The sequence below is a fragment of the Segatella copri genome (genome assembly GCF_019249765.2).
In the GTDB taxonomy this organism is placed as follows: domain Bacteria; phylum Bacteroidota; class Bacteroidia; order Bacteroidales; family Bacteroidaceae; genus Prevotella; species Prevotella copri_K.
The window spans coordinates 83,447-95,922 of sequence record NZ_CP152484.1; the positions used below are offsets into that span (position 1 = coordinate 83,447).

The window sequence follows — 12,476 nt, forward strand, 5'->3', positions numbered from 1 at the left end:
GTTTATATTTTATAGTTTATAGGGTAATCTTGCTAAACGGCGAAGCTGCTATTAACTATTAACTTTTAGCTGTTCTTGGTGTTGTCTTTTCAACTTGTTCATGTACCATGACATTACGATGGCAGCGATGACTGCGGCTGAGAAGTCGGAGATAGGCATACTGTACCATACACCATCAATGTCCCATATCATCGGCAGGAAAGCCAGGAGCGGCAGGAGGATGAGCAACTGTCTCGACAAGGAGAGGAAGATACTGATCTTCACCTTTCCGATGCACTGGAAGAAGTTGGTGATAACCATCTGGAACCCGATGACCGGGAAGCAGAACATCACTACTCTGATTGCCTTAATGCCTAAGTCTATCAGATGCTTATCGGTTGTAAACAGTCGTGCGCAGTAGTAAGGCAGAAGCATCGCTATCAGCCAGCCCGTTACCATAATGGCGGTGGCGGCAATGATGCTCAGGTTCAATACGCGCATCAGTCGGTCCAGTTTCTGTGCTCCGTAATTGTAGCCGGCGATAGGCTGCATTCCCTGGTTTACGCCGAATACGAACATCACGAACACCATCGCAATACCATTGGCTATTCCGTAGGCACCCACGGAGAGGTCGCCTCCGAACCGTACCAGCTGGTTGTTGATGAAGATGACGATGATGCAGGCGCACACGTTCATCAGAAAAGGCGAAATGCCGATGGCAAGGATGTTATCCACGAGTTTCCTCTTCAGTTTGTAGATGCCTTTCTTGAAGTGGAGCAGCTCATTCTTATTACTGAAGAGCTTGATTTGCCACATCAGCGCCATCAGCTGCGAAAGGATGGTGGCGATGGCGGCACCCTGTATTCCCCATTTGAAGACGAGGATGAAGAGGGCATCCAGTATCACGTTCATCACCACCGTGAAGATGGTGGCGTACATTGCCTGCTTAGGCTTGCTCGCGGCTCGGAGCAGGGCATTCATACCGAAATACATGTGGCTCACCACATTACCCAGCAGGATGATGACCATATACTCATGTGCATAGATGAGCGTCTGGTCGCTGGCTCCGAAGAATCTCAGGATAGGGTCGAGGAAGAGCAGACAGATGATGCTCAGTCCGATACCGATGATGAGATTCAGAGAAATTGTGTTACCCAGAATGTTTTGCGCTGTGGCATAGTCTTTTTGTCCCAGCTTCACGCTGATGGCAGTAGATGCTCCTACGCCCACACCGGCTCCGAAAGCGGCGGTGAGGTTCATGAAGGGGAAGGTGATGGCGAGACCTGAGATGGCCATGGCTCCCACACCCTGACCGATGAATACTCGGTCAACGATGTTGTAGAGTGAGGCGGCGGTCATCGCAATCATAGCTGGCAGGGCATACTGAACGAGCAGCTTACCCACCGGCTTCGTACCTAATTCTAATGTCGCTTGTTTATTTTCCATTTATATCTGTTTTTTCCTCATAGCCGCTCGCCCAGCTTCTTTCAGAATGCAATTGCGGCGGCTACTTGTCTGCAAAAGTACAAAAAATATCTGATACCTTATTATATATATGAGAAAAACTTGCATTTCATGATAAAAACTTCCCTTTTCCTTTGGTGTTTTCGTACAATTTCTGTACTTTTGCACTTCAGAATAAACAATTCAACTGATTAATAAATGCAATACAGAAATATTGCAGCAACAACAATAACAAACCGGACTACCGATATAATGATGAAAAAATATTTGATGCTTTATGCATTTTTAATGACCGCTCTTTCTTTGTTTGCTCGCGAAGACAGGGTTAGCAATTTTGAGCAACTGATGCGGTTGCCCCGCATCGCCGAAACCGATATGGTGTCGTATCCGGGAGGCAAGTGTATGATGTATCGTCTTTATCTCAGAGACAAAGACCTCAGTCACACTCCCTTCTCGGTAAGTCGCCCTGCAGATTTTCTCTCTCCCCGTTCCATAGAGCGCAGAAAGAGACAGAATCTGCCCATCGATGTTACCGATTTGCCTGTGGCTCCTGCTTATGAGCAGGCTGTAAGCGAGGCAGGCATCGAGATTGTGGGCAAAAGCAAGTGGAACAATACCCTGCTGGTCCGCATTCATAAGGAGAAGGAACTACGGAAACTGGATGAACTCGATTTCATCACCCGGAAGATGAAGGTCTTCTCTGCTCCCGATTCTGTCAGTCAGCGCATCAGAAGTAGCGTTCGCAGGGGATTGAACGATTGGACTGGTGGAGTAGGCGAATATGGTGCTGCCGATGCGCAGATCCAGTCGCTCAACGGCAAGCGGCTGCATGGAACCGGACATTTGGGCAAAGGAATGATGATCGCTGTCTTCGACGGCGGATTCATGAATGTGGATAAGATTCCGGCGCTGCATAATATCAGATTGGCGGGCATTAAGGACTTTGTGGTTCCTCAATCCAAGAATGTTTTTGCCGAGATGGAGCATGGAACGATGGTGCTTTCTACGATGGCTGCCAACGAACCCGAAAGATTCGTGGGAGTGGCGCCTGAGGCTCAATATCTGTTGGTGCGCTGTGAAGATGAGCGCACTGAGAGTCTGGCAGAAGAAGATTACTGGGCTTTTGCGGCTGAATATGCTGACAGTTGCGGCGTGGATGTCATCAACTCTTCGTTAGGCTATCATGGCTTCGATGATGCGTCTACCAACCATCATTATTATGAGCAGGACGGCAATTCTACCCTCATCTCCCGCACCGCTTCGATGTGTGCTGACAAGGGAATCATCTGTGTCAATTCTGCAGGAAACGACGGAATGGGAAGTTGGAAGAAAATCAATTTTCCTGCCGATGCACGCAATATCCTTACCGTGGGCAGCGTAAACGAAATGGGCGAGAATGCGGCTTTCAGTGCCGTGGGACCTACTGCTGACGGCAGAATCAAGCCTGATGTGATGGCTTACGGAAGTCCTACCTGTGTGATTACGGGCCGTGGAAATATCATCAATGATAACGGAACGTCTTTCTCATCTCCGCTCATCGCCGGAATGGTAGCGTGTCTCTGGCAGGCTTTGCCTCAGAAGACGGCTAAGCAGATTATGAAACTCGTGAGATTGGCTGGTAATAATCAGCATCATCCCGATAATGTATTCGGATATGGTGTGCCTGATTTCTGGAAGGCTTATCAGACGGGGAAAGCGATCAAGTAGTTAATAGTTGATAGTTTATAGTTAATAGGGCAAACTTGCTCTGCTAGCTATAAACTTTCAACTATAAACTGTAAACTTTAAACAGTAAACAGCATGGAACGACTTCGATTATCACTTTTTGAATTAAACTCCATGGTCCGCGACGTCATTTCGATGTCCTTGCCCGACAGTTATTGGGTGGAAGCGGAACTCTCCGAGGCTCGCGAGGGCTACGGCGGGCACTGCTATCTGGAACTCATCGAGAAGGATGAGCGGTCTAATACGCCCATTGCCAAGGCACATGCCTCCTGCTGGCGAAACCGATGGATGTCCATCAAACCGAATTTCGAGCGCATCACCGGACAGCGCATTCATGCCGGTATGAAAGTGCTGCTCAAGGTACACGCGCAGTTTCATGAGAACTATGGCTTTTCCTGGATAGTAGATGATATTGATCCTAACTATACGATGGGCGATATGGCGCGCAAGAGGTTGGAAATCATCAATACGCTGAAAGCAGAGGGCGTATTCGAACTGCAGAAGGAGTTGGTGCTCCCGATGTTCTGCCAGCGCATCGCCGTCATTTCCAGTGCTACGGCAGCAGGTTATGGTGATTTCTGCAACCAGCTTGCCGATAACGATTATGGTCTGCAGTTTCAAACCCGCCTCTTTCCTGCTACGATGCAGGGCGAGGGGGTAGAGCAGAGTGTGATAGCTGCCCTCGACAGTATCAATGCCGAATGGGAACAGTTTGACTGCGTAGTCATCATCCGAGGCGGTGGCGCTACGAGCGATCTCTCGGGTTTCGACACCCTGGCGCTTGCCGAGAATGTGGCAAACTTCCCGCTGCCTATCATCACGGGAATAGGACATGAAAGGGACGAGAGTGTGCTGGATATGATTTCTTTCCAGCGTGTAAAGACACCGACAGCCGCTGCCGCCTTCCTCGTTAATCATCTTACTGAGGTTTATGCCCGTGTGATGAATGCGCAAGAGGCTATCGTGCAGAATGTAAAGCACCGTCTGCAGGTGGAGAAGATGAGGCTCGACAGATTGAGCAACACGATTCCTGTCCAGTTTTCGCTGGTGAAGACGAAGCAGGGAGCTTATCTCGACCGTCTGATGAGCCGTTTAAGCACAAATGTCCAGTCGAAACTATCAGAAGCCCAGCGCCATTTCGAGATTCTTTCTCAGAATATTCAGCCGATATTGGAAAGGAAGATGCTCAACGAGAGTCATCGTCTGCAGCTTCTTTCCCAGCGCATTCATGCACAAGACCCCGAATTGTTGCTGAAACGTGGCTACAGCATCACGCTGAAAGATGGCAAAAGCATCTGCTCTGCCTCGCAACTGAAGTCTGGCGACATCATCGAAACGAAGTTTGCCGAGGGCAGCGTGAAGGCGCAAGTTGAATAATAGTTTATAATTTATAGTTACGGGATAGTTTATAATTTATAGTTAATAGTTTATAGCAATCTGGCCCCACACGCCCTGAAAGGCAATAGGAATGGATTTCCCCATACGCCCTGAAAGGGCAGAAGCTCCTAGCCCAGGGCATCGCCCTGGGTATAATAGCAATCAGCAAGGCGCCCTGTAAGGGCAAAAGCTTTAAAATATCCACTGTTACTCCAAAACAAAAATAAAAAATATGGAAAAAGAAGAAATGAAATACGAACAAGCCGTAAGAGAGCTTGAAGAAATCGTAGACAGAATGGAGAATGATGAACTCGATATTGATCAGCTCTCCGAGCAGTTGAAACGTGCCAAAACCTTGGTGAAACTCTGTAAAGACAAACTCACCAAGACCGATGAGGAAATCAAGAAACTCCTCAGCGAGGATTGATTTTCTGAGTGGCGGGCCGATTTTTCTTTGATTCTTCATTGGATTCTATGGATTTTAAAGGGTTAATGTTTAGTTTTGCACACGGATCTCACGGATTTTGGCTCCTTCGGAGTTTTGGCTGTGAGTCTTAGTGAGTACCGTTGCTTGCAACGAAGAAGATCCGTGAGATCTGTGAGGTCCGTGTGAGACTTCTCTTTCTGAATCACATTGCAAAGATACAACATTTCATTTTCCCAACTCACTGATGCTCACTGTTGCTCACCGATACTCACCGATTTCGACTCCTTTGGAGTTTTTCCATTAAGACCAAATGAGAATACCCGTTGCTTGCAACGAAAAAAATAAATCCGTGAGATCCGTGTGCGACTTAAATACTATCCGTAACTATGATACTTAGGCATCGTAACCATGATACTTAGCGGTCGAAAACGAGTTATAAAAAGTGATTGAAAGAAGAATGAGGAAAGTTTACTGATTATCAGTTACTTTCCTCATTTTTATTAAAAGAGATGACGACAAACGAAGACGGAAATATGACAAGATGAGACAGAGGAACGTTACCAACTCGTAACCTATACTTTTGAATGGTACGATTCGAGTTTTGAAGAATGATGTAGGTTATATATAGTAAGGGAATGTACTGATATATAGTGAGTTGCTAATGAAAAACGTAAGTTTTTTGTTGATAAACGAAAATTGTGGTGTTCTGCTGTGAAATGCGTAGCAAGAAAAGACTCTTCAGATATTAATTTTGTACGCAAAAAAATAATGAAGTTATGAAGAGTACATTTTCAATTATCTTCTACCTCAAAAGACAGGTAGTTAAGAAAGACGGTACAGTCCCAGTCATGGGACGTATCACAGTGGACGGAACACAGGCACAGTTCAGTTGTAAGGTGACGGCAAATCCAAAATTGTGGGACACCAAGGGCGGACGCATGACAGGAAAAAGTATGCTGGCATTGGAGGTGAACCGCAAGCTGGACAAGATGCGTGTGAGTATCAACAAGCATTATCAAGAGATTCTTGACAGAGACAATTATGTGACAGCCGAGAAGGTGAAGAATGCTTTTCTTGGATTGGAATATCGCTGTCAGACTTTGCTGAAGGTTTATGCTCAGTACAATGAGGATTATGAGAAACTCTATAAAGCGGGTATGCGCTCTTGGGGTTCCCTTAGAAGATATAGATGCGTGTACCGTCATCTACAGGAGTTCTTGCAGAGTCGTTATCATGTCAATGATATATCTCTTAAAGAACTGACTCCTGCTTTTATTACGGATTTTGAAGCTTTTCTGCGCACAGATAAACATTTGTGCGAAAATTCACTGTCAGTGTATATGCTGCCATTGCGAACAATGGTGTTCAGAGCGATAGATAATGGATGGTTAACGAGAGATCCTTTCCATGACTATAAGGTGCCGAAAGTAGAGACAACTCGTGGATTTCTGACGAAAGAGGAGATTCATCTGCTGATGAATGCTGAGTTGAAAAGAAAGACCATGCAATTGATAAGAGACCTGTATCTGTTCTGTTGCTTTACGGGATTGTCGTTTGCAGATTTGAAAAATCTGAAAGAGGAACATATACAGACATTCTTTGATGACAGTGAATGGATAATGATCGATAGACAAAAGACGGGTGTGAGATCGACCATCAAATTGTTGGATTATCCAAAATCCATCATGGAGAAATACAGAGGACTATGTGCGGATGGACGAATCTTTCCTGTGCCATGCTATTCTGATTGTCGTGGCATTCTGCTTCGCGTTGCGAAAAGATGTGGCATTACGAAGCACCTGACCTGGCACATGAGGAGTCACAGTAAATTCTTTTATTTATTGAATATCAGCGAGTTGAGTATTTTAAAGAATATGACTGCTAACGATTTAGAAACGAGCTATATTCTTTTTCTTTCACAACTTTGCAATATACAAAGAACGCTTTGATTTCGAGTGCAAAGTTAAATCTAATTTCTGAAAAACAACATTTTATGCTGTGATTTTACAAAATATTAAGATTAGTCTTTGCAAAGGTAAAAGAGTAGTTACCAACAGTAATTTTCATGTAACGTCATTTTAAGAATATGGCAAAAGAGCGATATTCATGAACGCATACATGTATCTTTCCATGTTGGGGAATCAATTGCTTAGTTCCATTTTTGCAGATTATATTTCTATTTTGTCTAAATTACGACAGAACACAGCAGATATTCAAGGGATTTGGATGGATTATCAAAATAAAACGTTATTTTTGTAACATAAAAACGATAAAAAGATGAAGTTAAATCGCATAAGAGCAGTCTTAGAGGACAAAGGGATAAGCCAAACATGGCTTGCAAAGAAGTTGGGAAGAAGTTTCAGTACGGTCAATGCTTACGTATGCAACCGCTCTCAACCTAACCTTACCACACTTCTTGAAATTGCACAATTACTGTCTGTGGATATGAAAGAACTTATTACGAATGAAAAAGAACGTAATGTTTAAAGTGATTATGGGAAGAAGAAAAGCTATCATTTTGACAAGCATCACCATACTGTTTCTATGCAGTATGGGATGTCAATCAGCTACTTTTGGAAAAGGTATATGTTGTTATGTCGGAGATGTGAAACTTTCTGACACAACAATATCTGTAAAACTTACATTTGATAATGACACCACTGGCACATTGGAAATCTCCAAAAGTAACAAAGCACTTGGCAAAAATAAAATCGAAGAATTTTACTTTGCTTCATTAGAGGCTGATACGCTAACTTTGACTGGTGAAATCTTCTATGATATAAAATACTTGTTTAAAAGAGGGCGAGAAAAATGTTATATCTATCCACTAAACGCTTCTACTGATGGAGTCCTTTTCTGTGACAAAAGCATAAGAAGGATAGAATTGAAAGGCAAGAAAGAAACGAATACCGACAGCCTATTTCTCAGCCGAATCATAGATGGTGATTTTTTTGCCCAAGAACATTCCGAAGAGCAGGACTACATATTGGTGATAAGGCATTGCTTGTCGCATACCGATGAGACGTATGACGAGACCCTTTCTGAAGGATTAAGCCGAATGTTGCGGAAATATCCCCAAAAGATAGAAGGGCTTCGGAAAGCATTGAAACGATTGTCTCCACGGCAGAAAGAAAAGGCGAACTACGAAATGATGGTCTTAATCGTTTCGGCATGGATGATGGAGCAAGATTCTGACTCCATTGACCCGAAGGACTTTTATCATACCACAGGCTAAAATTAATACTACTATGGATAAAAAAGTAAAGCTAAAAAATATACTTGTAGATGTTGCTTTGCAATGGCAAGCAAGTTTTGGTATAGCTCCGTCTATTACGAGTTCAATTTCTGAATATGATGCAGCAATGTTAGTTGGTATGTCAGAGAAAGAATACTCTGATTACATGAGAGACAAAACTGCTGTTGCCAAAGGGACGGATTTCGTTTATAGAAATATAAGGTATCAAGTAAAAGCCAATCGTCCAAGCGGTAAAAAAGGAAGTAAAGTAACGATGGTTCCCAAAGCCTTGAACTACGAATGGGACAGGTTGATTTGGATATTATATGACAAGGACTATGTAATGCAAGAAGCATGGGAATGGTATATGAAAGACCATAAAATGGCGTTTGAAAACAAAAAAAAATTATCTCCCGAAGATTACAGAAAAGGGCACTGCCTGTATCATAGATAACAGAAAATCGTGGATTCAAAAAACCACAAAAACGAATAGCTTTATGATAGAAAAAATAATGTCTAAACTTGGAATGGTCGTTTTATGGTGCATTGTCATCATATATGGCATAGGTGTCATCACTCATATCTGCTCGGATATTATCGGTGTTGTCGTACTTGTCATTTTGGCTGTTATATCGATTATTTTTGTACTCTATGCCAAAAGATACAAAATATGGTTCAAGAGGCAAGTCAAGATGCTTAGTACGGTTTGCGAGAAGTCGCCCAATGATTCTCACATCATGCCCGAAGAACAATTTACCGAATCTTTTGATTCAGCCAACTTCTTCATACAGTACAAGCCTGAGACGAAGGAGTTCTTTTTCAGCAGCTACTATTACCTTATTTTTCCTGATTACGTCGAGATTTGGAGCAAGGCGGTGAAGGAAGTCAAGATACTTGTCTCCAAAGAAGCCCCAGAAACAGAAGTTGAAGTGCATTCCGTAGGTCAGCTTGGCAAGGACTTCACGCTGATAATGTCTCCAAAGGATGCCAAGAAAAGTTTTTTGTTGTCCTTGGCTCATTTGTGCATCCGTCTGAGAAAACAACTTCCATGCAACAACAGAATATTGATATACAAGTTCTATTTCAAGATAAAGGTGTTCGACACGGTTTGCTATGGCGAGTTTGATTGCGTGAGAGTATCAAGGGCTATTACAATTTCTGCAGATGGCAACTATTGCGTAGCTAATGTCGACGTAGATAGTTGCTTTCCAGAAGATTTCATCAAACACAATCCTCCGATGTCCATCATCCTGCAATATGACTTGTATTCTATAGAAACCAATATGTTGGTTAGCAAAGAGGAATTCGATGCGCATTGGGAGAAATGCAAAGATCTGTGTGAATCATAATCATTGGAGAACGGTGAGGAGCTATTTTATTTGAAAGATTCCGTGGCAACTGTTTATTCTCTACGAGTAAAAAAAATTCTTATAAGTAACAATATCTCAAATGTCTCTTTTGAAGATTTTGATATAGAGTGTAGGCTATACAAGAGTAAAACCACCTCATATAAAGCATCATGCAAATATCTTGTTTGAGATTATTGGATGAGATAAAAAGACTTCTATATCCATAAATTACAGATATTAATTTCAATTTGTCTAAATAGCAACTAAAAACAACAGATACTTAATAGTTCCTGCATGATTATCAGTATAAAAGACTATCTTTGTAGCGCAAAATTGAATGAAAAGAAATATGGAGCAACCGCTTTTTACAATTAACAGCACATTCTCGGAAGAAGAAGTAGTGCGTTTCAATAAATATGTAACTTTACATATGTCTCATTATGTAAGGAATGTTGTTATTTGCAATATAATACTGCTGCTATTCACAGTTGGTACGATAGTGAATGACATTACTTCGGAAGACTTTCCTATAAGCTCAATAATGATGTTTTTAGTCATTATTATTGTCAATTGGTCTCTTTACAAATCGCCAATACAAAAAGCCAGAAAAGTTTATCGCCAAAATAAAACAATAAGAGATGCAATTTATATAGTTAAGTTCTATGATGCCCACTATGTAGTGACATGCAATGAAATAGAGTCAAGTATTCCTTTCGATAAATTGTACAAAATAATAGAGACTGATACAAATTACTATTTGATGGCATCAAAGGTTAGTGGGACAATAATTTGTAAAGCAGATTGCCCTAATGATTTTGATGCTTATATTCATAAATTTACAAACAGATAGTTGTGTGTTATATTTTTTAAAACAAAATCATTAGGTCAAATGGAATTAAGGATTTCTATTGAAGAAAAGAATGCTTTAATACAGTGCCAAGCAGAAGTTCGGTATAAGTACACTCTTAAAAGAATCGCTGATACGGAAACTATGTGGTCTATTGTAGGAAACGACAACTCGTTTTCGATTCAATCCAATGGAAAGATAAAATTATTCCCTATATGGTCTGCAAAAGAATATGCACAAGCATTTTGTGTTAATGAAAGAATAAATTGCCGAAGTGTCACAATAACTCTGGATTGTTTCGAAAATTCAGTGATTGATTTCATTTGCGAAAAGGGTCTTTATATCAATGTTTTTCCTACCGAAAAAGAACCGCTTGGTAAAATTGTAAGCTTGAATAGGTTTGCCGAAGATTTAAGCGTATTTTTAGAAGACTACTAATAAAACGATAGATTACGAATGAGAAATATTCAAGTATAATAAGAAAGACGGCTATGACTAATGAAATATTTTCAATCATACGTAATGGCTTGACAGAGCATTACCATCTGTTAATCTCAAGCACTCCCATAAACTGCGACAATGAGTTGGGGCAAAATCTTCTGCAAGAAGCCATTGCTTATTATAGAAATAGTATTGCTGTAGATTTGGTGAACAGAGGTATCAACATCAATCATCAAGACAATAGAGGCCTAACTCCCTTACACTATTGTGTGCAGCACAACAATCTTACTATAGCTGAATTATTGTTAGCAAAAGGAGGAAAGGTAAATATTCTGGACTCCTCCGGCAACAACCCGTTATGGTATGCTGTTTTCTATGCGGATGGCGATTACCAATTTGTCAAGTTGCTCATTAAATATGGAGCTGATGCACTAAGCAAAAATAAAGCCATGCGATCCCCATTAGATTTCGCAAAAGAAATAGGTGACGAAGTGATGACGAAAATACTTTTAAAAAGAAGATAAAAACATAGGTATGACAACAGATTTTAATTACTTGATTTTTTCTGTATTCAACATTTGCAATTTTAATCTATTTGTTGATACTGTGAAAGTTATATTCAAAAAACAACTGATAACAGGAAAGGCTGAAATCTATTCGGAAATACCAAATCCAAATGGGTGGGTTAATCCACAAAGTGGAGGCTCCCATTTTCCCAAATTTAGTTGCTGGCAAAATAAGATATATCCAGACAAAGTGTTTTTTATATCAAATTATGAAGATGGACTGTCTAATGTTTGCAGAATCATACAAAAACATTTGAGATGTAACATTATTACATGTGCATTATCCAATGAAACTGAAACAGATAATCCATTTTTCAAATTCTATTTTTCCAATTCCAATTTAGAAGAACGATTAATTCAAGCATACAAAGAAGATCGGTGGATATTTTATGAAGAGGGAAAGCCGCTCTCTTTTGAAAATTTGGATTATTACAAAAGAAGACGAATTACAGACAGACTAAATAATAATATAATTAGAGAGTATATGATTCGATTAGGGATTGACATAAATACAATTGATGCCCAAATAAAGGCAGGTATTGTATATGTCCGTAAAAAATGGTAATTCTTAGTGATACAACAAATAAAAATCCGAAGCCTAAGGTGACAAGAGCCGAAGGTCTTTCGACTTTTATCACCTATTATAGCATTGTGCAATCATCATCCCTATACATCCTGCAATCACAAAAAATCCAATGGTAAAGAAGAACCAGAAGAACCACTGGGCATAGTGCCCGAGATAACAACCATCATATTCCTTGTAGCGTTCACGGACTTTTTTCCGTTCATCAGCGAACATGGAATTGACCTCACGGATATGCTCCTGCATCTGTGAGACCATCCATTGGCGTTCTTTGGTGAACAGTTCTTGGATTTTCTGCCAGTCAGCATCATTGACATTTACAGACACCTTTAATTTTGTGGGAGCATTTTCCAAGACTTTGTCTTGAAATCTTACTGACTGCTCGTAATATACTGATAATCAATACTAATTGGAATGACAAAATGACGAAAGAAACAAATTAGGAACAACAAAATCAAGAAACCCCAAAATGAAAGCATGAGA

The 12,476-nt window shown here is 41.0% G+C and carries 14 protein-coding genes; 12 read left to right on the top strand and 2 right to left on the bottom strand.

What is annotated here, in order from left to right:
* Nucleotides 1-51: 51 nt before the first annotated feature.
* Complete coding sequence (locus tag KUA46_RS00295; RefSeq protein ID WP_153139978.1) at nucleotides 52-1,425, bottom strand: MATE family efflux transporter; 1,374 nt, start codon at nucleotides 1,423-1,425, stop codon at nucleotides 52-54.
* A gap of 270 nt (nucleotides 1,426-1,695) precedes the next feature.
* Between KUA46_RS00295 and KUA46_RS00300 the strand changes: the two genes are divergently transcribed.
* From KUA46_RS00300 to KUA46_RS00355, 12 genes are all read left to right on the top strand, one after another.
* Nucleotides 1,696-3,150, top strand: coding sequence for a S8 family peptidase (locus KUA46_RS00300; protein WP_256624993.1), 1,455 nt, complete (start codon nucleotides 1,696-1,698; stop codon nucleotides 3,148-3,150).
* A gap of 93 nt (nucleotides 3,151-3,243) precedes the next feature.
* Nucleotides 3,244-4,545 carry an exodeoxyribonuclease VII large subunit gene (gene xseA / locus KUA46_RS00305; RefSeq protein WP_218486665.1) on the top strand — a complete coding sequence of 434 codons (1,302 nt, stop codon included), beginning with the start codon at nucleotides 3,244-3,246 and terminating at the stop codon, nucleotides 4,543-4,545.
* 232 nt (nucleotides 4,546-4,777) lie between these two features.
* On the top strand, nucleotides 4,778-4,972 hold the full coding sequence (gene xseB / locus KUA46_RS00310; RefSeq protein ID WP_118081266.1) for an exodeoxyribonuclease VII small subunit: 195 nt from the start codon (nucleotides 4,778-4,780) through the stop codon (nucleotides 4,970-4,972).
* 776 nt (nucleotides 4,973-5,748) lie between these two features.
* A complete protein-coding gene (locus KUA46_RS00315; protein WP_218486664.1) occupies nucleotides 5,749-6,921 on the top strand; it encodes a phage integrase SAM-like domain-containing protein in 1,173 nt (390 codons plus the stop codon).
* A 328-nt stretch (nucleotides 6,922-7,249) separates the two neighbouring features.
* Nucleotides 7,250-7,459, top strand: a complete 210-nt coding sequence (locus tag KUA46_RS00320; RefSeq protein ID WP_117662222.1) for a helix-turn-helix domain-containing protein — start codon at nucleotides 7,250-7,252, stop codon at nucleotides 7,457-7,459.
* Nucleotides 7,437-8,207 (top strand): hypothetical protein, encoded by a 771-nt coding sequence (locus tag KUA46_RS00325; protein ID WP_218486663.1) that lies wholly within the window; start codon nucleotides 7,437-7,439, stop codon nucleotides 8,205-8,207. The genes KUA46_RS00320 and KUA46_RS00325 overlap by 23 nt, the downstream gene beginning before the upstream one ends.
* Nucleotides 8,208-8,220: 13 nt before the next feature.
* Entirely contained in the window at nucleotides 8,221-8,661 is a 441-nt protein-coding gene (locus tag KUA46_RS00330; protein WP_218486662.1) for a hypothetical protein, read from the top strand.
* 43 nt (nucleotides 8,662-8,704) lie between these two features.
* Nucleotides 8,705-9,556, top strand: a complete 852-nt coding sequence (locus KUA46_RS00335) for a hypothetical protein (protein ID WP_218486661.1) — start codon at nucleotides 8,705-8,707, stop codon at nucleotides 9,554-9,556.
* Nucleotides 9,557-9,893: 337 nt separating this feature from the next.
* Nucleotides 9,894-10,406 carry a YcxB family protein gene (locus tag KUA46_RS00340; RefSeq protein ID WP_218486660.1) on the top strand — a complete coding sequence of 171 codons (513 nt, stop codon included), beginning with the start codon at nucleotides 9,894-9,896 and terminating at the stop codon, nucleotides 10,404-10,406.
* Between the two features lie 39 nt (nucleotides 10,407-10,445).
* Nucleotides 10,446-10,841 carry a DUF2750 domain-containing protein gene (locus KUA46_RS00345; RefSeq protein ID WP_218486659.1) on the top strand — a complete coding sequence of 132 codons (396 nt, stop codon included), beginning with the start codon at nucleotides 10,446-10,448 and terminating at the stop codon, nucleotides 10,839-10,841.
* A gap of 53 nt (nucleotides 10,842-10,894) precedes the next feature.
* A complete protein-coding gene (locus KUA46_RS00350; protein ID WP_218486658.1) occupies nucleotides 10,895-11,368 on the top strand; it encodes an ankyrin repeat domain-containing protein in 474 nt (157 codons plus the stop codon).
* A gap of 10 nt (nucleotides 11,369-11,378) precedes the next feature.
* Nucleotides 11,379-11,975 carry a hypothetical protein gene (locus KUA46_RS00355; RefSeq protein WP_218486657.1) on the top strand — a complete coding sequence of 199 codons (597 nt, stop codon included), beginning with the start codon at nucleotides 11,379-11,381 and terminating at the stop codon, nucleotides 11,973-11,975.
* 69 nt (nucleotides 11,976-12,044) lie between these two features.
* On the opposite strand, the gene KUA46_RS00360 is transcribed toward KUA46_RS00355, so the two are convergent.
* On the bottom strand, nucleotides 12,045-12,320 hold the full coding sequence (locus tag KUA46_RS00360) for a hypothetical protein (RefSeq protein WP_256624992.1): 276 nt from the start codon (nucleotides 12,318-12,320) through the stop codon (nucleotides 12,045-12,047).
* Nucleotides 12,321-12,476: the final 156 nt, after the last annotated feature.